This is a genomic window from Bradyrhizobium sp. SZCCHNRI3043 (assembly GCF_032377735.1).
In the GTDB taxonomy this organism is placed as follows: domain Bacteria; phylum Pseudomonadota; class Alphaproteobacteria; order Rhizobiales; family Xanthobacteraceae; genus Bradyrhizobium.
In genome coordinates this window covers 131,690-152,206 of the sequence record NZ_JAUHID010000013.1, presented here as the reverse complement: position 1 = coordinate 152,206, position 20,517 = coordinate 131,690, and the positions used below count along the sequence as shown (strand labels likewise).

The window sequence follows — 20,517 nt, the reverse complement described above, 5'->3', positions numbered from 1 at the left end:
GAGTAACTGCGGCCCGGGCAGCACAGTTCCCTCACCTCGGGCCGATTGTTCCGTCGCGTTGCACGCGGGGGGATAGACGCACGGGATGGCAGCTCTCAGCAGTCGCCGAGATACCCAGACTTTGCCGGCTCGGTCCGCCAAGCAGGATCGAGACGATCCGGTGCCCAGGTTGGGCGGCTCTTTCCATATGAAAATGCCGCCTTCGATAGGGAATTCAAATTGTAACATTCCTGCTGCAGCGCAAAATCCTCATACCGCCATGCAATATGATCCATTGTATCTGGCATCTGGTATACGTAAATTCTCCTCAGTCAGAACGTCCTACCGCCCAACTGATGGAGACAAACCATGGCCAAGACCGTCGCCCTCCCCCTCGTCAACTCCGTGTCCCTGTTCGGCCGCTTCCTGGCCGCCCTCGACCGCGTGCTGATGACCAGCGCCCGCGCCGCCAACCGCAACGGCGACCTGCCGTATTTCGGCCTCTGAGGCCGGCGCGCTTCGCGCGCGCAAGCAGCATCGAAGCCCAATCAAGAGCCCCGGACCTCCGGGGCTTTTGCTTTTGCGACACCCCCGCGGCCTGCGACAAATTGGCCCCGTGAGCATCCCAACCGATCTCCTCAATTGCGGTCGGTCACCTCTTCATACCAAAATCAAATCGGTCGATTTGCTGCGGATGCACGTCTTGCTGCATGACCCAGGCCGCCACTACAACTTTTGGCTGCAATGGGCATTGCGAGAGAGTCCGAGGCCGGCGACGACCTGAAGCGCGTCGCGGTGGAGGATGACACCAGCCGGACTCGACGGGTCAGTGGTTCGATTGGGCATAGCGGCCGGAAGAAGCCGTGCGGTCCGGGAATGAAGGGGAGAAAGCGTCGATGAAGCGTTCCATGCGCGTGGCCGTTGTGGCCGGCGTCGCCCTGATGGTGGGGCATATCCCGGCTCTGGCGGGATGGGAGCCCGTCCGGCCGGTCGAGTTCATCGTTCCGGCCGGAACCGGCGGCGGTGCCGACCAGATGGCCCGGACGATTCAGGGCATCGTCACCAAGCACAATCTGATGAAACAGCCGCTGGTCGTCATCAACAAGTCCGGCGGTGCCGGTGGCGAAGGCTTCCTCGACGTCAAGGCGTCAGCCGGCAACCCCCACAAGATCATCATCACCCTGTCGAACCTGTTCACGACGCCGCTCGCGACCGGCATTCCGTTCAGCTGGAAGGACCTCACACCGGTCGCCATGCTGGCGCTCGACGAATTCGTGCTCTGGGTCAACGCCGACAAGCCGTACACGACCGCCAAGGACTACATCGACGCGGTCAAGCAAGGCGCGGGCACCCTCAAGATGGGCGGCACCGGCTCGAAGCAGGAAGACCAGATCATCACGGTGGCCATGGAGAAGGCGACCGGCGCCAAGTTCACCTACATCCCCTACAAGGGCGGTGGCGAAGTGGCCGTGCAACTGGTCGGCAACCACATCGACTCCACCGTCAACAATCCCATCGAAGCGGTGGCGCAATGGCGCGGCGGCAAGGTCAGGCCGCTCTGCGTGTTCGACGACAAGCCGATGGGCTACGGCGAGCAGATCACCGACGGCAAGGCCTGGAAGGACATTCCGACCTGCAAGTCGCAGGGCCTCGACATCGAATACCTGATGCTGCGCGGCATCTTCATGTCGCCGCGGGCCACCAAGGACCAGATCGAATACTATGTCGACCTGTTCAAGAAGGTGCGGGAAACCCCGGAATGGCAGGACTTCATGAAGACCGGCGCCTTCAACACCACCTTCATGACCGGTGCGGACTACGCGAAGTGGGTTGAGACCGAAGAGAAGCGTCACGAGCTCCTGATGAAGGAAGCCGGCTTCCTCGCCTCGAACTGAGCGGCTCGCATGAGAAGCCAGGGAGGATCCGCCGGGCCCAGCCACAAGGCGGTCGAACTCGGCGTCACGCTCGCGATCGCGCTGTTCGGGATCATCGTGATCCTCGGCAGCGTGAAGGCGGGGATCAATTGGGGCGCCGAGGGGCCGCGCGCGGGATTCTTCCCGTTCTACGTCGGCCTGTTCATCATCGCGGCGAGCGCGATGAATGTCCGCAACACGCTGCGCGAGGCTGACGGCAGCGTCTTCGCCGAATGGCGTCAGCTCCGCCAGGTCATGAGCGTGGTGGTGCCGACGGCGATCTATGTCGGCGCCCTGCCCTTCACCGGTCTGTACGTCGCCTCCATGATCTTCATCGCCTGGTTCATGCGTTGGCTTGGCAAATATGGCTGGCTCACAGTGGCGGCGGTCGCGATCGGAATGCCGGTGGTGACCTATCTGATCTTCGAGCGCTGGTTCATGGTCCCACTGCCCAAGGGGCCGGTCGAGGATTGGCTCGGACTCTGACACGAAAACTCATCCGCTGAGGGTTGCAGGACCAAGCTGGCATGGAAGAACTCGCCAATCTGTTTCACGGCTTCGCAGTCGCGCTCCAACCCTTCAACATCATGGTGATGATCCTCGGGATCGTGCTCGGGGTGATCATCGGCGTGCTGCCGGGATTGGGCGGCGCCAATGGCGTCGCGATCCTGCTGCCGCTGACCTTCAGCATGCCGCCGACCTCGGCCATCATCATGCTGTCCTGCATTTATTGGGGCGCCTTGTTCGGCGGCGCCATCACCTCGATCCTGTTCAACATACCCGGCGAACCATGGTCGGTCGCGACCACGTTCGACGGCTACCCGATGGCGCAGCAGGGCAAGGCCGGCGAGGCGCTCACGGCAGCGTTCACCTCGTCCTTCGTCGGCGCGCTGTTCGCGGTCATCATGATCACGCTGATTGCGCCGCTGGTGGCCGGCTTCGCGCTTCAGTTCGGCCCGGCCGAGAAATTCGCCGTCTACTTCCTCGCCTTCTGCAGCTTCGTCGGCCTGAGCAAGGAGCCGCCGTTCAAGACGATCGCGGCGATGATGATCGGCTTCGCACTCGCGGCCGTCGGCCTGGATTCCATCACCGGCCAGCTCCGGCTCACCTTCGGCATCACCGAGCTGCTCAACGGTTTCGACTTCCTGATCGCCGTGATCGGCCTGTTCGGCATCGGCGAGATCCTGCTGACGATGGAGGAAGGCCTGAGCTTCCGCGGCGGCAATGCCAAGATCAATCTGCGGGTGGTGCTGCACACCTGGAAGGAGATGCCGGCGTATTGGCTGACGTCGCTGCGCTCCTGCGTGATCGGCTGCTGGATGGGCATCACCCCCGCCGGCGCGACACCGGCGTCGTTCATGAGCTACGGCATCGCCAAGCGCCTCTCCAAGCGCGGCAAGAATTTCGGCCATGGCGAGATCGAGGGCGTCGTCGCGCCGGAGACGGCGGCCCATGCGGCGGGCACGGCGGCGCTGCTGCCGATGCTGTCGCTCGGCGTGCCCGGCTCCCCCACGGCGGCGGTGCTGCTCGGTGGCCTCCTGATCTGGGGCCTCCAGCCCGGCCCGATGCTGTTCGTCGAGCAGAAGGAATTCGTCTGGGGTCTGATCGCCTCGATGTATCTCGGCAACCTCGCCGGCCTGCTCGTCGTGCTGACCTGCGTGCCGGTCTTCGCGGCGATCCTGCGCATTCCCTTCAGCATCATCGCCCCGCTCATCCTGGTGCTCTGTGCGATCGGCGCCTATTCGGTGCACAGCAGCACGTTCGACGTCGTGCTGATGCTGGTGTTCGGCGTGCTCGGCTATCTGTTCAAGAAGTGCGGCTATCCGCTCGCGCCGCTGGTGCTCGCCATCGTGCTCGGCGACAAGGCCGAGGAGGCCTTCCGGCAGTCGCTGCTGGGATCCCAGGGATCGCTCGCGATATTCTTCTCCAACGGACTGGTCGGCACCATCATGGCGCTCGGGTTGATCGCGCTGTTCTGGTCGGCGATCCAGCAGGGCTACAACCGGTTGCGGGCGGTCGCCGCGTAACTCGCCCCTACTCCGATAGTTGAGCTACAAATATCCTCTGCTGCGTCGTATTGTCGCTGCAGCGATTTGCCTTGCTTCTACAGGCTTTTTTCGTCGATCGCTGGGCTACCAGCGAGCACGGGGTCGATGAATCCGCTTGTCTATTGGCATATCATATACCAAACTCCGCATAGCTGTTAGGACAAAAATAGACAGCCCTGGAGGAAACATGACGGACTTGGCTCACGCGGGGGCGCCCGCATCTGCAAGAGTAAGCGACGCCTATCGCTGGACGCAGCTCGCGGTTGGCGTCCTGGCGATGGTGATGATCGCCAACTATCAATATGGCTGGACCTTCTTCGTCCCGGATATCGCCAAGACGTTCGGCTGGGATCGCGCCTCGATCCAGTGGGCCTTCACCCTGTTCGTGCTGTTCGAAACCTGGCTCGTGCCGGTCGAGGGCTGGTTCGTCGACAAATACGGCCCGCGCATCGTCGTGCTCGTCGGCGGCGTGCTCTGCGCGATCGGCTGGATGATCAACGCCTACGCCACCTCGCTCAACGGCTACTATCTCGGCATGATCATCGCGGGCATCGGCGCCGGCGGCGTCTACGGCACCTGCGTCGGCAACGCGCTGAAGTGGTTTCCCGATAAGCGCGGCCTCGCGGCAGGCATCACGGCAGCCGGCTTCGGCGCCGGCTCGGCGCTGACAGTCGCGCCGATCCAGGCCATGATCCGCGACTCCGGCTTTCAGACCACCTTCCTGTATTTCGGTCTCGGCCAGGGCATCATCATCGTCATCCTCGCCTTCTTCCTGTTCGCGCCCAAGGAAGGCCAGGTGCCGGCCGTTGCTCAGAACACGAACCTGGTGCAGAGCCGTCGCAACTACAACCCGACCGAAGTGATCCGTCAGCCGATCTTCTGGCTGATGTACTTCATGTTCGTGATCGTCGGCGCCGGCGGCCTGATGGTGACGGCCAACCTCAAGCCGATCGCCGGCGACTGGAAGGTCGACAACATTCCGGTGACGCTGATCGGCATGACCATGACGGCGGTGACTTTCGCAGCCACCATCGACCGCGTGCTGAACGGCCTGACGCGTCCGTTCTTCGGCTGGATCTCGGACAACATCGGCCGCGAGAACACGATGTTCATCGCCTTCGGCATGGAAGGCATCGGCATCTGGGCGCTGTACATGCTGGGCCATGATCCGGTGTGGTTCGTGATCCTCTCCGGCTTCGTGTTCTTCGCCTGGGGTGAGATCTATTCGCTCTTCCCCTCGACCTGCACCGACACGTTCGGCACCAAGTTCGCCACCACCAATGCCGGCCTGCTCTACACCGCCAAGGGCACGGCCGCGCTGCTGGTGCCGATCGCGAACTACATGCAGCAATCGAGCGGCAACTGGGATCGCGTCTTCATCATCGCGGCCGGCGCCAACATCCTGGCATCGATCCTCGCGATCGCGGTGCTCAAGCCCTGGCGGAGGGTCGTGGTGCAGAAATCGACGCTCTGACGCATCCCTTCGCGCTGCAACAAAAATAAAAAGAACGCTTCCAGATCGACGACGCTCGGCATTTTGCCGAGCGTTTTCTTTTGCTTGGCGGACGATTTCGGTCTCGCTGCAAAGCAACATGTCGCACCCTGTGTCGCAGGCCATATTGCGGACTGGAATATATTATACCAGAATGGTTCCGTGCGCAGATGAGGAGCGCGCTTGCAGCGGCATCCTCCAAGAGAGCGCGTTTGGGAGGACACATGGTTTCCAGCACAGAGGCAACACCGCCTGTCCAGGCACAGTCCAGCGGCTTCCGCTGGATCCAGCTCGCAATGGGCATCGTCTGCATGGCGATGATCGCCAACCTGCAATATGGCTGGACGCTGTTCGTCGATCCGATCGACGCGAAGTTTCACTGGGGTCGCACGGCGATCCAGCTCGCCTTCACGATCTTCGTCGTCACCGAAACCTGGCTCGTGCCGGTCGAGGCCTGGTTCGTCGACAAATACGGTCCGCGCGTCGTCATCATGTTCGGCGGCGTCATGATCTCGCTAGCCTGGATGCTGAACTCCTACGCCGACTCGCTCACCCTGCTCTACGCCGGCGCCGTCATCGGCGGCATCGGCGCGGGCGCAGTGTACGGCACCTGCGTCGGCAATGCGCTGAAATGGTTTCCCGACCGCCGCGGCCTCGCCGCGGGTGCCACCGCCGCGGGCTTCGGCGCCGGTGCCGCGCTGACCGTGGTGCCGATCGCCAGCATGATCGCCTCGAGCGGCTATCAGAGCGCCTTCTTCACCTTCGGCATCGGCCAGGGGCTGGTCGTGTTCGTGCTCGCGATCTTCCTGCGGCCGCCGACGGTTGCGGCGCCGACCCGCAAGAAGCAGCTCAATCTGCCGCAGAGCAAGATCGACTACACGCCGCCGCAGGTGCTGCGCACGCCGATCTTCTGGATCATGTATCTGGTGTTTGTCATGGTGGCCTCGGGCGGCCTGATGACCGCCGCCCAGATCGCCCCGATCGCCCATGACTTCAAGATCGCCAACGAGCCGGTGACGCTCGCCGGCTTCCAGATGGCGGCGCTGACCTTCGCGATCTCGCTCGATCGAATCTTCGACGGCTTCGGCCGCCCTGTGTTCGGCTGGATCTCCGACACGATCGGTCGCGAGCACACCATGTTCATCGCCTTCGGCACGGCCGCTTTGATGCTGCTGACGCTGTCGAGCTACGGGCACAATCCGATCGTGTTCGTGCTCGCGACCGCCGTCTATTTCGGCGTGTTCGGCGAAATCTACAGCCTGTTTCCGGCGACTTCGGGCGATACGTTCGGCAGCAAATACGCCGCGACCAACAACGGCATGCTCTACACCGCGAAGGGCACCGCCTCGCTGCTGGTCCCGCTCGCGAGCCTCGTCTCCGCAAAATATGGCTGGCAGGCCGTGTTCGTGATCGGCGTCGGGCTGAACGCGACGGCCGCATTGATGGCGCTGTTCGTGATCAAGCCGCTGCGCCGCGCCTTCATCCTCGGCAAGGAGCCGGTTACCGAGCCGGTGACGCAGGACGCCCGGATGGCGTGACGCCACTGTTTCTTCCCGCGACTTCAGGAGGCGCACCACGGTGCGCCTCCTTTTTTTTGCGCCGGGGCAGGACGCTGGCGCGTCATATCCGGCAGCTCCGGCAGTGTCGCTGACGTGTTTTTTCGGTGGCCGAGCGCACGAAAAGCCGTCAAACCCGATTGACTTCTGGCATAACGTATACCAGACTTCCCTCCGTTCACTATCAACAAACGGGAGGGTGCCATGAAAGTCGGAGACATCCTGCGCAACAAGACGGCGCGCGTGATCACGGTGCGAATGAACGAGACCGTCGGCGTCGCGGCGCAGCTGATGCGCGCCAGCAATGTCAGCGCCCTCGTCGTCAAGGACGTCGTCCGCACCGAAGGCAACACCGCGGCCGGCATGTTCACCGAACGCGATGTCGTACGCGCCATCGCCGAGCATGGCGCCGCCGGCGTCAACCTGAAGGTCTCGCAGTTGATCTCGCCGCAGCGGCTGATCTCCTGCAGCACCGAGGATACGCTCGAGCACGTGCGGCACCTGATGAACGTGCACCACATCCGCCACCTCCCCGTCATCGTCGACTTCGCGCTCGCCGGCGTCATCAGCATGCGCGATGTCTCCAGCGCCTTCGACGAAGCGGAAGCTCCGGTCGCCGCCTGACGCGTCCAGCCCGGTCAGCGGAACCGGTTCATGACTGAGAGAGTCTTGTCGGAGCAGCGCGCCGCCTGTTAGGCGGTGCGCAGAGAGGAGCGGCACAGTAAGGTCGCCGCTCATGCCGACCCGACAGGATTCCTCGCGATGAAAGCCTATGTCTACGGCGCCCAGGGCGCCGCGATCACCGATATCGCCAAGCCCGCGCCGAAGCGCACGCAGGTCCTGGTGCGCGTGCGCGCCTGCGGCCTCAATCGCGCCGACCTCGGCATGACAAAGGGGCATGTGCATGGTGCCGCCGGCGGCGTCGGCACCGTGCTCGGCATGGAATGGGCCGGCGAGGTCGCCGAGCTCGGTCCCGACGCCAGGGGCGTCAAGATCGGCGACAAGGTCATGGGCTCGGGCAGCGCGGCGTTCGCCGAATACACCCTTGCCGACCATGGCCGCCTGTTCCACGCGCCGTCGAACATGAACTTCGACGAGGCTGCCACGCTCCCGATCGCGCTGACCACGATGCACAACGCCGTCATCACCAACGGCGCTTTGCAGCCGGGCCAGCGCGTGCTGGTGCAGGGCGCGAGCTCCGGCGTCGGCCTGATGGCGATGCAGATCGCAAAGCTCAAGGGCGCCTCGCTGGTGGTGGGCTCCTCGACCGATGCGATGCGCCGCCAACGGCTCAACGAGTTCGGCGCCGATCTCGCCATCGACTCCAGCGATCCCGCCTGGGTCGATCAGGTGCTGCAGGCGACCAACGGCGAGGGCGTCGATCTGATCATCGACCAGGTGTCGGGCAAGGTCGCCAATCAGAACCTCGCCGCGACCAAGGTCCTCGGCCGCATCGTCAATGTCGGCCGGCTCGGCGGCACCCATGCCGACTTCAACTTCGACCTGCACGCGGCGCGCCGCATCACCTATGTCGGCGTCACCTTCCGCACCCGTTCGATCGAGGAGATCCGTACGATCTTCGACGAGGTGAAAAAGGACATCTGGAGTGCGGTCGAGCAGCGCGCGCTGCGGCTGCCGATCGACCGCGTCTTCGCCTTCGACGACATTGGCGCGGCGTTCGCGCACATGGAGGCGAACAAGCATCTCGGCAAGATCGTGGTGACCTTGTGAACGCAAGCTTCTGAGATTTAGAAGCACTCGAAACAGCGCGCGGTCCACGCCCATGGACCGCGCGATCCTGGCTTTCATGGTGCGGCCTCGGCTGCTACATCCGCCGCCATGAGAGACGCCGCCTCCCATATCGATTCCGGGAAAACCCGTGTCGCCGCGATCTCGATCGCGGCGAGCGCCAGCATGGCCGCGGCGAAGTTCATCGTCGGCATCCTGATCGGCAGTCTCGCGCTCGTCTCCGAGGCACTGCACAGCGCCGTCGACGTCGTCGCCACCGTGATCACCTGGATGGTGGTTCGGGTATCGGACCGGCCGGCCGACGACGAGCATCATTACGGCCACGGCAAGCTGGAGAGCCTGTCGGCGCTGGGCGTCATCGCCCTGCTCTACGTGCTGGCCGGCGGCGTGCTGGTGGAATCCGTCAGCCGGCTGCGCGAGGCGGCGGCGCCGCCGTCGCTGTCGGCGATTCCGTTCGTGGTGCTGCTGGTCGACATCGCCGTCAACTTCTGGCGCGCCCGCGCGCTGCACCGGGCCGCGCACGAGACCCACAGCCAGGCGCTCGCCGCCGACGCGCTGCATTTCGCCTCCGACGTGCTCGGCTCGATCGCCGTCATCGCCGGCCTCGTCCTCACCGCGCTCGGCTTCTGGTGGGGCGATTCCGCCGCCGCGGTCGCGGTCGCCCTGATGATCTCCGTGCTCGGCCTGCGGCTGGCGCGCTCCACCGTAGAAACACTGCTCGACCGCGCGCCAGAGGGTGCGGCCGAGAAGGCGCGCGCCGCGATCCGTTCGATCAATGGCGTCGTCGATGTCGAGCGGCTACGGGTCCGGCTCGTCGGCGCGACGCATTTCGTCGACGCCACGGTGCAGGTGCCGCGCACCTACCCGATCGACCGCGTGCACGAGATCAAGCGCGATGCGCAGGCCGCAGTCGATGCCAGCCTGTCCGGCGCCGACGTCACCTTCACGACGGTGCCGGTCGCGCTCAGCAACGAGAGCGTCCGCGAGCGCATCATGGTGATCGCGCGCAATTCCGGCCTCGCGATCCATCACGTCACCGTCCATGACGTCGGTGGCCGCCTGATCGTCGCGATCGACCTCGAGGTCGACGGCGACATGAGCCTGTTCGGAGCGCATGCCATCGCGCACGAGCTGGAACGCAGCATCCGCGCCGAATTCGGCGCCGACGTCGAGGTCGACACCCATATCGAGCCGCTCGAGCCCGAGCTGCCATTCGGCGTCGATGCGCCAGCGCAGCGGATCGCCGAGATCGCCGAGGCCCTGCAGCGCCTCGCCGCCGAGACCGACATGTACGACGTGCACAATGTCCGCGTCCGCAACACCGAGGCCGGCGAGATCGTCAACTTCCACTGCCGCGCCGCGCCGTCGATGAGCGTGCTGAAGGTGCACGACAATGTCGACCACATCGAGCGCGGGGTGCGTCGCGCCTTCCCGAGCGTCAAGCGCGTCATCAGTCACGCCGAGCCGCCGCACGGCTGAAGCATGAAAGTCATGCTGCGTTCCCGCTTCGGACTCACTCTGCCGGCTTTTCGCCATGGCAATTCCGCATTGGATAAGATTTATTAGCTTTTGCCAAATCGTTGACTCTCGACAGCCCGACAAATCTGGATTCAAATCAACTTGATTCGGAAGCGGCTGGGGCTCTTTCGAAATTCGGGTATCCAAGAAGTTTCGGGGGTCTTCAGCATGGCGCGTGCGCATGCCGCGAACGCGTGCGTCCAATCTTCTGATTCCATCAAAGGGTTGGCGCAATCGATCGCGAAACCGGCCTATCAAAGGCTACTGACTGCTGAGCCGGTATTGCGTCGTGCTGTCCCTACTTTGATCATCGCCTTTCTCGTCACCATCTGTCTCGGCGCCTTCGTCCAGGTGCTCGACCAGAGCCGTCAGAAGCGCGGCGCGACCAAGCGCGACCTGGCCGCGATCTCCGACCTGCTCGCCGACCGCATCGGTCATCTGGCGATGCGCCCGGACCGCATCGCCCACATCGAGCATCTGCAGAGCCTGCTGCCCGACCTGATCCCCGCCTGGGGAGCGGCGGCCGGACGCCACGTGATCGTCACCGGCGCCGACCACCGCATCCTGGCCCGGGTTCCGGTCGACGCAGCGCTCGGCGAGAACGACCGCATCCTCGATCTGATCTCGACCGCGCAGCTCTTGGCCACGCCCGGCCTGCAGGGCGCGGTCACCGAGATCACCTTGCCGAACGGCCGTCCGGCCTTCGCGGTGTCGCAGTTGATCAAGGCGCTGCCCGGCCGCGTCGTCGTGATCCAGGAGAAGCTCGAGCCGATCTGGGGCTCGGACGCCGCGCTCTCCGTGACCTTGTCGGCGACGACGGGCTTCGTCGTGCTGATCCTGGGCTTCGCCTTCCACTGGCAGTCGACGCGCGCCCGCGAGGGCGACCTGATCAACGACGCGGTGCGTGGCCGCATCGACACCGCGCTCAACCGCGGCCGCTGCGGGCTGTGGGACTGGGACCTGTCGCGCGGGCGCATCTTCTGGTCGAACTCGATGTTCGCGATGCTCGGCCTCGAAAACCGCACCGACCTCCTCACCTTCGGCGAGGTCAACGCGCTGGTGAACTCGGACGACATCGACCTGTTCGCGATCGCCGACCAGCTCGTCGCCGGCGGCATCCACCAGATCGACCAGAGCTTCCGGATGCGCCACACCGAGGGCCACTGGATCTGGCTCCGGGTCCGTTGCGAGCTCAGCCAGGGCACCTCCGACTCCGGCCTGCACCTGATCGGCATCGCGGTCGACGTCACCGAGCAGAAGAGCCTGGTCGAGAAGACCGTCGAGGCAGACCTCCGCCTGCGGGACGCGATCGAGACGATCTCGGAAGCCTTCGTGCTGTGGGACGCCAACAACCGGCTCGTGCTGTGCAACTCGCATTTCCAGAAGCTGCACAAGCTGCCGGACTCCGCCGTGATCCCCGGCACCTCCTACGAGACCGTCATCGAGGTCGGCAAGATGCCGGAGATCCGCACCCGGCTGCACGACCACAGCCAGCAGGCGCCGGGCGGGCGCACCTTCGAGGCCCAGCTCGACGACGGCAGCTGGCTGCACATCTCCGAGCGCCGCACCAAGGACGGCGGCTACGTCTCGGTCGGCACCGACATCACCCGCATCAAGGAGCACGAGCAGAAGCTCGTCGACAACGACCTGCGCCTGCGCGCCACCGTGATCGACCTGCAGCGCTCGCAGAGCGCGCTGGAGCGCCAGGCGATCGAGCTCGCCGACCTCGCCGAGAAGTACTCGCAGGAAAAGACCCGCGCCGAGGAAGCCAACCAGACCAAGTCGAAATTCCTCGCCAACATGAGCCACGAGCTGCGCACGCCGCTCAACGCCATCATCGGCTTCTCCGAGATCATGGGCAGCGGCATGTTCGGCTCGCTCGGCTCAGAGAAGTATCAGGAGTACTGCCACGACATCCTGACCTCTGGTCAGTATCTGCTCGAAGTAATCAACGACATCCTCGACATGTCGAAGATCGAGGCCGGCCGCATGAAGCTCGACATGGAGCCGCTGGACCTCGCCAAGACGCTGGCCGAATCCCTGCGCGTCGTCTCCGGCCGCGCCCAGGACAAGAGCCTCGTGCTCGACGCCGACATCGGAGGCAGCATCCCCGTCGTCGCCGACCGCCGCGCCACCAAGCAGATCATGGTCAACCTGCTGTCCAACGCGGTGAAGTTCACCCCCGAAGGCGGCCGGGTCACGATGCGCAGCCGCGTGTTCGAGGACAAGGTCGTGCTCATCATCGCCGACACCGGCATCGGCATCCCCGCCCAGTCGCTGGCGCGGCTCGGCCGACCGTTCGAGCAGGTCGAGAGCCAGATGACCAAGACCTATCACGGCTCCGGCCTGGGGCTCGCGATCGCCCGCTCGCTGGCCCAGCTGCACGGCGGCTCGATGCGGCTGCGCTCGCGGCTGGAGTTCGGCACCGTGGTCCGCGTCACCCTGCCCCGCGACGCCCATAAGGCAACAGCGAGCATCTCCGTCGCGGCATGAGTTGCGTGCGTGGTGCCGTAGGGCGGGCAAAGGCGCGCCCGCGAGACGCGCGTTGAGCTGTGCTCTCTCGCGCGCCGTGCCCACCGATGTTCGCGACGCAGACGGTGGGCACGCGCCGCCCTGCGGGCGGCTCTTTGCCCACCCTACGCCAGCTACAAAAACGTCGTCGTGCACGGCTGCATCGACAAAGACCGCTGTCGTCCCAGCAACCTCTCGCGGTACATGACGCCCAAGGTCTGCAATCAGCTGCCCTTTTCGCCGCGTGCGCTGACATCGGCCTCGCACTTAGTAAGCAACATTAGCAGAATGTGGTATTGACGCACCTGCGCATCGGCAACTAAGGCAATCGCTCCGAAATCTGGAGTGCCGAGCGTGATCATCGCCTTCATTGTCGCCGCCTTTGCCTATCGTTTCGCCATGCTCGCCGTCTCGATCCGCAACGAGAAGCGGCTGCGCGCCAACGGCGCGACCGAATACGGAGCATCGGTTTCGCGCTGGCTTGCGATCGCCCATGTCGCCTTCTACCTCGCCGCGACGACCGAGGGCCTTGTCCGCGACGCCCCGGTCGACGCCGTCAGCATCACGGGGTTCGTGATCTATCTGTTCGGTGCGGTGATGCTGTTCGTGGTGTCACGGCTGCTCGGCCGGTTTTGGACCGTCAAGCTGATGATCGCGCGGGACCATGCGCTGGTGACGCATCCGCTGTTCCGGATGGTCCGCCATCCCAACTACTTCCTCAACATCCTGCCCGAGCTGATCGGCTACGCCCTGACGCTGCACGCCTATGTCACGCTCGTGGTCGGCATGACCATCTATGCCGTGCCGCTCGTCTTGCGCATCCGGCAAGAGGAGAAAGTGATGCGGGAGAGGTTTGCGGGCTATTAGTCCTGCCACGCCACGATCACCCTCAATTCGGGGGGCGTCAATGGGAGGGCGCGAAGCGGCCTCGCTGACGATGGAAGCTGGAACTCCATATGGTTCGGGACGGCGGATTTCGGGTTCAAGGCCTATAGGTCTTGCCCCGGAACGATGGTGGCTGTCTGACACGTCGGTCGCAGAAAGCGCAATTTTGACCAAGTGCACTGCCACCGGCCTGTGCGAGTTCTCGGGTGAACATCGTCACGACGGAGGACGATCAGATGCTGAAGCGTATATGGCGCGGCTGGACCAGGGCGGCGGATGCCGACGCCTATGAGGAGCTGCTGCGGTCGACAATCTTTCCGGCCATTGTGGATCAGGCAATCGAAGGATTTCTAGGCATCGAGCTGCTGCGCAGACCGCTGGAGGCCGAGGTCGAATTCGTGACGATCATGACCTTCGTCGATCAGGCGGCGGTGGTTCGCTTTGCGGGTCCAGCGCATGACACGGCGGTGGTGCCGCCCGCGGCGCGGAAGCTGCTCAGCCGCTATGACAGCCATGCCGCGCATTATGAGCTGAAGACCACGCGCCACGCGCAAGGTCAGGGTTCCCCAACCGCATGAGAGCCCGAAGTCTGCCGATGACGCCAGCGAGGTCGGTGACGACGCCGACCGTCGCCACGGCAGCAACCTGATTGCCTCGTTGCGCTCGCAATGACGAGAGGAGGCAATTTGCGCCGTCATGGCGAGCGCAATCCAGGCCATTGTTCACCGCCGGTGGTGAGACACGGCGTCAGCGGCAACTCAGCTGCCGGACATGCGCCTCACGCCTGCAGGCTCGGTGCGACCTCGCGCGCGACCTGCACCAGGGCTGCGATCAGCGGCGTCATCGGGTCACGCTGCGGGATGACGAGGCCGATCTGGTAGTTGATTACGGGATCGATGATCGGGATCGAGCGCACCTTGTCGGCGAGGCCGAGCGTCTCGGCAAGCTTGGCCGGCATGACGCTGGCCCAGCGGCCGGTCTTCACATGGGTGTAGAGCACGAGCAGCGAGTTCGAGGTGAGCGTTGGCGTGACGTCGTTACCGGCGGCGCGCAGCGCGCGATCGATGATGCGGCGGTTCTGCATGTCCGGCGTCAGCAGGCACAGCGGCACCTGCCCGACCTCCTGCCAAGTCACCTGCTCGCGATCGCCGAACATCGCGTCGGGCGCGGTCAGCAGGCGGTAGCTTTCGTTGTAGAGCGGGATGGTGCGGACACGGCCGATCGGCTCGTTCTCGATGTAGGTCAGGCCGGCATCGACCTCGAGATTCTCCAAGAGGCCGAGCACGTCGGCCGACGTGCACGACATGATGCGGAACCGGACCTCCGGATGCTTGGCGCGGAACGGCGTCGTCAGCGAGGCCACCATGCCGAGCACGGTCGGCACCGCAGCGATGCGGATCTCGCCCGACAGCTTGTCCTTGAGGCCGTTGATCTCCTGGCGCATCGCCCGGAAGTCGCCGACGATCCGGCGCGCCCAATCCAGCGTTCGCTCGCCTTCGGGCGTGAACCCCTGGAACCGCGATCCCCGCTGCACCAGCATGACGCCGAGGATCTCCTCCAGCTGCTTGATGCTGGTCGACATGGTCGGCTGGGTGACACCGCACGCCTCCGCCGCCCGGCCAAAATGACGCTCCTTGGCCAACGCCAGCAGCAGTTCGAGCTTGTCGATCAAGAGGTCGGCCTTCCAGCGGTTGAACGGCCCGGTTCCGCACGTTTTCGGCGTTGCCAGCCATGGTGAAACCCTATCACGACGAGGGGGGCGCCGACATGGTAAAACACGCCGCAGCCCTGTCGCGCGAACGCCTGTTTTTCGTCAACTTCTAGCTATCTCTCGATTGCGTTTCGCTATCGCAGCACGGGACTGCTTTATTGATATCTCGAGCAATTCCAATTTGGATGTGCGAAACGCTTGCAACGCAGAATCGGGATCAGGATGACGCCGGTGTACGAAAGTTGGGACGCGGCGCGCGGCGCCGAGATCATCGCCGAACATAGCAGCATGGAGGGCGCAACCTTGCCCATCCTCCATGCGTTGCAGGAGACGTTCGGCTACGTGCCGGAGGATGCCATTCCGATGATCGCGTCCGCCCTGAACCTGTCGCGCGCCGAGGTTTACGGCGTGTTCACGTTCTACCATGATTTCCGCGCCAAGAAGGCCGGTCGTCACGTGCTGAAGCTGTGCCGCGCCGAAGCCTGCCAGGCCGCCGGCGGTGATGCGCTCGCGGCGCGTGCCGAAGCGAAGCTCGGCGTCGCCCTCGGCAACACCACGGCTGACGAGCGCGTCACGCTCGAGCCGATCTACTGTCTCGGGCTGTGCGCAACCGCGCCGTCGGCCATGCTCGATGGACGCCTGGTCGGCCGGCTCGACGAAGCCCGGATCGATGCTCTCGTCTCGGAGGCCCAGCGATGAGCGTGCGTCTTTTTGTCCCGTGTGATGCCGGCGCGCTCGCTGTCGGCGCCGATGAGGTCGCGCAGGCGCTGCACAAGGCGGCGCTGGAGCGCAATGTCGACATCGAGATCGTCCGCAACGGCTCGCGTGGGTTGTATTGGCTGGAGCCGCTGGTCGAACTGGAGACGGCGCAGGGCCGCTTCGGCTTCGGTCCGGTGACCGCTGAGGACGTGCCGTCGCTGCTGGATGCGATCATCGCCGACAAGCCGCACAAGCTCTCGCTCGGCCTGACCGAGGAGATCCCGTGGCTGAAGCGGCAGACCCGCCTCACCTTCGCCCGCTGCGGCATCGTCGATCCGCTGTCACTCGAGGACTATCGCGCCCATGGCGGCTACAAGGGTCTCACGCGCGCGCTGACGCTGTCGCCGGATGCGGTCATTGCCGAGGTCACGACGTCGGGCCTGCGCGGCCGCGGCGGCGCAGGCTTCCCGACCGGCATCAAGTGGAAGACGGTGGCGCAGACGGCGGCCGACCGCAAATACGTCATCTGCAACGCTGACGAGGGCGACAGCGGCACCTTCGCCGACCGCATGCTGATGGAAGGCGATCCCTTCGTGCTGATCGAAGGCATGACCATCTGCGGCATCGCGGTGGGCGCCACCAAGGGCTACATCTACACGCGCTCCGAATATCCGCACGCGATCGCCACCATGACCAAGGCGATCGACATCGCCCGGAAGGCCGGCCTGCTCGGCGACAAGATCGCCGGCTCCAACCACACCTTTGATCTCGAGGTGCGCACCGGCGCCGGCGCCTATGTTTGCGGCGAAGAGACCGCGCTGATGGAAAGCCTCGAAGGCAAGCGCGGACTGGTTCGCGCCAAGCCGCCGCTGCCCGCCCATCATGGGCTATTCGGCAAGCCGACCGTGGTCAACAACCTGCTATCGTTCGCCGCGATCCCCTTCATCCTCAATGAAGGCGCCAAGGCCTATGCCGATTTCGGCATGGGGCGCTCGCGCGGCACGATGCCGATCCAGATCGCCGGCAACGTCAAGTTCGGCGGGCTGTTCGAGACCGCGTTCGGCATCACGCTGGGCGAACTCGTCGACGACGTCGGCGGCGGCACCCTCACTGGCCGCCCTGTCCGCGCGGTGCAGGTCGGCGGGCCACTCGGCGCCTACTTCCCGCGTGCGCTGTTCGACACGCCGTTCGACTACGAGGCGTTCGCGGCCAAGGACGGCCTGATCGGCCATGGCGGCATCGTCGTGTTCGACGACACCGTCGACATGTCGAAGCAGGCACGCTTCGCGATGGAGTTCTGCGCCATCGAATCCTGCGGCAAGTGCACGCCGTGCCGCATCGGCTCGACCCGCGGCGCCGAGACCATCGACAAGATCCGCCGCGGCGAGCGCGTCGCCGAGAATATCGCTCTGGTCGAGGACCTCTGCGGCACTATGAAGCTCGGCTCGCTGTGCGCACTTGGCGGCTTCACGCCCTACCCTGTGCTATCAGCGCTCAGGCACTTCCGCGAAGATTTCGGACCCCAGCAGCCGCGCCTGCAGGCCGCGGAATAGGCTATCGGGAAAGGACACCGACCATGTCGCTCATCCACGAAACCGATTACGGCACGCCCCGCTCCAAGTCCGAGACGATGGTCACGCTCACCATCGACGGTCAGAGCATCACCGTTCCCGAAGGCACCTCGATCATGCGCGCGGCCATGGAGGCCGGCACGCAGATCCCGAAGCTGTGTGCGACCGACATGGTCGATGCGTTCGGCTCCTGCCGCCTCTGCCTCGTCGAGGTCGAGGGCCGTGCCGGCACGCCGGCCTCCTGCACCACACCGGTGGCCGCGGGCCTCGTCGTCCACACCCAGACCGAGCGGCTGAAGAAGCTGCGCAAGGGCGTGATGGAGCTCTACATCTCCGACCATCCGCTCGACTGTCTGACCTGCGCCGCCAATGGCGATTGCGAGCTGCAGGACATGGCCGGCGCGGTCGGCCTGCGCGACGTCCGCTACGGCAACCAGGGTGAGAACCATGTGTTCGCCGACGCCTGCGGCGAGGCTAATCCTGCCTGGCTGCCGAAGGACGAATCGAACCCCTATTTCACCTACGATCCCTCCAAGTGCATCGTCTGCTCGCGCTGCGTCCGCGCCTGCGAGGAGGTGCAAGGCACGTTCGCGCTGACCATCTCCGGCCGCGGCTTCGACAGCCGGGTGTCGCCGGGCATGAGCGAGAGCTTCCTCGGCTCGGAATGCGTGTCCTGCGGCGCCTGCGTGCAGGCCTGCCCGACCGCGACCCTGACCGAGAAGAGCGTGATCGAGATCGGCCAGCCCGAGCATTCCGCCGTCACCACCTGCGCCTATTGCGGCGTCGGCTGCACCTTCAAGGCCGAGATGCGCGGCGAAGAAGTCGTGCGCATGATGCCCTACAAGGACGGCAAGGCCAATCGCGGCCATTCCTGCGTCAAGGGCCGCTTCGCCTATGGCTACGCGACCCACAAGGAGCGCATCCTCAAGCCGATGATCCGCGAGACCATCGACCAGCCCTGGCGCGAGGTCTCCTACGACGAGGCCTTCAAGTTCGCAGCCGACAAGCTGCGCGGCATCCAGGCGAAGCATGGCCGCGACTCGATCGGCGGCATCACCTCGTCCCGCTGCACCAACGAAGAGACCTATCTGGTGCAAAAGCTGATCCGCGCGGGCTTCGGCAACAACAATGTCGACACCTGCGCCCGCGTCTGCCACTCGCCGACCGGCTACGGCCTTGCCACCACCTTCGGCACCTCCGCCGGCACGCAGGACTTCGACTCGGTCGAGGACAGCGACGTGATCATGGTGATCGGCGCCAACCCGACCGATGCGCATCCGGTGTTCGGCTCGCGCATGAAGAAGCGGCTGCGCCAGGGCGCCAAGCTGATCGTCGTCGATCCGCGCAAGATCGACCTCGTGAAGTCAGCGCACATCAAGGCGGACTATCATCTGCCACTGCTGCCCGGCACCAACGTCGCCATCCTGACCGCGCTGGCGCATGTCATCGTCACCGAAGGCCTCGTCAACGAGACCTTCGTGCGCGAGCGCTGCGACTGGAGCGAATTCCAGGACTGGGCCGAGTTCGTCGCGCTGGAGAAGAACAGCCCGGAGGCGGTCGCCGGGATCACCGGCGTCGATGCCGAGACCATCCGCGGCGCGGCCCGGCTCTACGCCAAGGGCGGCAACGGCGCGATCTATTACGGCCTCGGCGTGACCGAGCACAGCCAGGGCTCGACCACGGTGATCGCGATCGCCAACCTCGCGATGGCGACCGGCAATATCGGCCGCCGCGGCGTCGGTGTGAACCCGCTGCGTGGCCAGAACAACGTGCAGGGCTCGTGCGACATGGGCTCGTTCCCGCACGAGCTGCCGGGCTACCGGCACATCTCGGGCGACGCCGTGCGCGACCAGTTCGAGGCGATGTGGAACGTCAAGCTCAACCCTGAGCCGGGCCTGCGCATCCCGAACATGTTCGACTCCGCGATCGAAGGCACCTTCATGGGCCTCTACGTGCAGGGCGAGGACATCCTGCAGTCGGATCCCAACACCACGCATGTGGTGCAGGCGCTGTCGTCGATGGAATGCGTCATCGTCCAGGACCTGTTCCTGAACGAGACCGCCAACTACGCCCACGTGTTCCTGCCCGGCTCGACCTTCCTGGAGAAGGACGGCACCTTCACCAACGCCGAGCGCCGCATCCAGCGCGTGCGCAAGGTGATGAGCCCGCGCAACGGCCTCGCCGATTGGGAGGTCACGATCGGTCTCGCCAAGGCGATGGGCTTCGAGATGAAGTACAACCATCCGTCCGAGATCATGGACGAGATCGCGGCGCTGACGCCGACCTTTGCCGGCGTTTCCTACCAGAAGCTCGAGGAAATGGGCTCGGTGCAGTGGCCCTGCAACGAGAAGTTCCCCGAGGGCTCGCCGATCATGCATGTCGACGGCTTCGTCCGCGGCAAGGGCAAGTTCGTGGTCACCGAGTATGTCGCGACCGACGAGCGCACCGGCCCGCGCTTCCCGCTGCTGCTGACCACCGGCCGCATTCTGTCGCAGTACAATGTCGGCGCTCAGACAAGGCGCACCGACAACGTGGTGTGGCATGGCGAGGACGTGCTGGAGATCCATCCGCACGACGCCGAGCAGCGCGGCATCCGCGACGGCGACTGGGTGCGGCTGACCAGCCGCGCCGGCGAGACCACGCTGCATGCGCTGATCTCCAAGCGCGTGGCGCCGGGGGTGGTCTACACCACCTTCCACCACCCGCTGACCCAGGCCAACGTCATCACGACAGACTATTCGGACTGGGCGACCAACTGTCCGGAGTACAAGGTCACGGCGGTGCAGGTGTCGCAGTCCAACGGCCCGTCGGACTGGCAGAAGGCCTATGACGAGCAGGCCCGCAACTCGCGTCGCATCGCCCCGATCGTGGAGGCGGCGGAGTAG

The 20,517-nt window shown here is 64.9% G+C and carries 18 protein-coding genes; 15 read left to right on the top strand and 3 right to left on the bottom strand.

Going from position 1 to position 20,517, the window contains the following annotated elements; all coding sequences use genetic code 11:
- The first annotated feature begins 348 nt into the window (after positions 1-348).
- The 8 genes from QX124_RS23300 (at position 349) to QX124_RS23265 (ending at position 8,719) form a co-directional block, all read left to right on the top strand.
- Complete coding sequence (locus QX124_RS23300) at positions 349-486, top strand: hypothetical protein (protein ID WP_284420614.1); 138 nt, start codon at positions 349-351, stop codon at positions 484-486.
- A gap of 401 nt (positions 487-887) precedes the next feature.
- Complete coding sequence (locus QX124_RS23295) at positions 888-1,874, top strand: Bug family tripartite tricarboxylate transporter substrate binding protein (RefSeq protein WP_409997739.1); 987 nt, start codon at positions 888-890, stop codon at positions 1,872-1,874.
- A gap of 9 nt (positions 1,875-1,883) precedes the next feature.
- Positions 1,884-2,378, top strand: coding sequence for a tripartite tricarboxylate transporter TctB family protein (locus tag QX124_RS23290; RefSeq protein WP_315739812.1), 495 nt, complete (start codon positions 1,884-1,886; stop codon positions 2,376-2,378).
- Positions 2,379-2,419: 41 nt separating this feature from the next.
- Positions 2,420-3,919: a tripartite tricarboxylate transporter permease gene (locus tag QX124_RS23285; protein ID WP_315798384.1), complete on the top strand. Its 1,500-nt coding sequence runs from the start codon at positions 2,420-2,422 to the stop codon at positions 3,917-3,919.
- A 208-nt stretch (positions 3,920-4,127) separates the two neighbouring features.
- Positions 4,128-5,414, top strand: a complete 1,287-nt coding sequence (gene oxlT / locus QX124_RS23280) for an oxalate/formate MFS antiporter (RefSeq protein WP_315739814.1) — start codon at positions 4,128-4,130, stop codon at positions 5,412-5,414.
- Positions 5,415-5,656: 242 nt separating this feature from the next.
- Positions 5,657-6,970, top strand: a complete 1,314-nt coding sequence (oxlT, locus tag QX124_RS23275; RefSeq protein WP_315739815.1) for an oxalate/formate MFS antiporter — start codon at positions 5,657-5,659, stop codon at positions 6,968-6,970.
- 222 nt (positions 6,971-7,192) lie between these two features.
- Positions 7,193-7,612: a CBS domain-containing protein gene (locus QX124_RS23270; protein WP_172114347.1), complete on the top strand. Its 420-nt coding sequence runs from the start codon at positions 7,193-7,195 to the stop codon at positions 7,610-7,612.
- A gap of 138 nt (positions 7,613-7,750) precedes the next feature.
- Positions 7,751-8,719 carry a zinc-binding dehydrogenase gene (locus QX124_RS23265; RefSeq protein WP_315798383.1) on the top strand — a complete coding sequence of 323 codons (969 nt, stop codon included), beginning with the start codon at positions 7,751-7,753 and terminating at the stop codon, positions 8,717-8,719.
- A gap of 74 nt (positions 8,720-8,793) precedes the next feature.
- Here QX124_RS23265 and QX124_RS23260 read toward each other — a convergent pair whose 3' ends face one another.
- Positions 8,794-8,922: a hypothetical protein gene (locus QX124_RS23260; RefSeq protein ID WP_315739817.1), complete on the bottom strand. Its 129-nt coding sequence runs from the start codon at positions 8,920-8,922 to the stop codon at positions 8,794-8,796.
- Between QX124_RS23260 and QX124_RS23255 the strand changes: the two genes are divergently transcribed.
- Both QX124_RS23255 and QX124_RS23250 read left to right on the top strand, forming a co-directional pair.
- The gene (locus QX124_RS23255; RefSeq protein WP_315739818.1) at positions 8,903-10,216 is read left to right on the top strand and encodes a cation diffusion facilitator family transporter; all 1,314 of its coding nucleotides are present in this window, start codon (positions 8,903-8,905) and stop codon (positions 10,214-10,216) included. The genes QX124_RS23260 and QX124_RS23255 overlap by 20 nt on opposite strands.
- A 207-nt stretch (positions 10,217-10,423) precedes the next feature.
- Positions 10,424-12,748, top strand: a complete 2,325-nt coding sequence (locus QX124_RS23250) for a PAS domain-containing sensor histidine kinase (protein WP_315739819.1) — start codon at positions 10,424-10,426, stop codon at positions 12,746-12,748.
- Between the two features lie 242 nt (positions 12,749-12,990).
- Here the strand turns inward: QX124_RS23250 and QX124_RS23245 are convergent, their stop codons facing one another.
- Positions 12,991-13,137 (bottom strand): hypothetical protein, encoded by a 147-nt coding sequence (locus tag QX124_RS23245; RefSeq protein WP_315739820.1) that lies wholly within the window; start codon positions 13,135-13,137, stop codon positions 12,991-12,993.
- Between QX124_RS23245 and QX124_RS23240 the strand changes: the two genes are divergently transcribed.
- Positions 13,121-13,633, top strand: coding sequence for an isoprenylcysteine carboxyl methyltransferase family protein (locus QX124_RS23240; RefSeq protein WP_315739821.1), 513 nt, complete (start codon positions 13,121-13,123; stop codon positions 13,631-13,633). The two genes, QX124_RS23245 and QX124_RS23240, sit on opposite strands and share 17 nt — an antisense overlap.
- Before the next feature lie 254 nt (positions 13,634-13,887).
- Positions 13,888-14,229, top strand: a complete 342-nt coding sequence (locus QX124_RS23235; RefSeq protein WP_315777644.1) for an antibiotic biosynthesis monooxygenase — start codon at positions 13,888-13,890, stop codon at positions 14,227-14,229.
- A 200-nt stretch (positions 14,230-14,429) separates the two neighbouring features.
- Here QX124_RS23235 and QX124_RS23230 read toward each other — a convergent pair whose 3' ends face one another.
- Entirely contained in the window at positions 14,430-15,323 is an 894-nt protein-coding gene (locus QX124_RS23230; protein ID WP_315739822.1) for a LysR family transcriptional regulator, read from the bottom strand.
- Positions 15,324-15,584: 261 nt separating this feature from the next.
- On the opposite strand from QX124_RS23230, the gene QX124_RS23225 reads away from it, so the two are divergent.
- The 3 genes from QX124_RS23225 to fdhF are packed head-to-tail and all read left to right on the top strand — an operon-like array spanning position 15,585 to position 20,517.
- Positions 15,585-16,061 (top strand): formate dehydrogenase subunit gamma, encoded by a 477-nt coding sequence (locus tag QX124_RS23225; protein ID WP_315739931.1) that lies wholly within the window; start codon positions 15,585-15,587, stop codon positions 16,059-16,061.
- Positions 16,058-17,614, top strand: coding sequence for an NADH-quinone oxidoreductase subunit NuoF (locus tag QX124_RS23220; protein ID WP_315798382.1), 1,557 nt, complete (start codon positions 16,058-16,060; stop codon positions 17,612-17,614). The genes QX124_RS23225 and QX124_RS23220 overlap by 4 nt, the downstream gene beginning before the upstream one ends.
- Positions 17,615-17,637: 23 nt before the next feature.
- Complete coding sequence (gene fdhF, locus QX124_RS23215; protein WP_315798381.1) at positions 17,638-20,517, top strand: formate dehydrogenase subunit alpha; 2,880 nt, start codon at positions 17,638-17,640, stop codon at positions 20,515-20,517.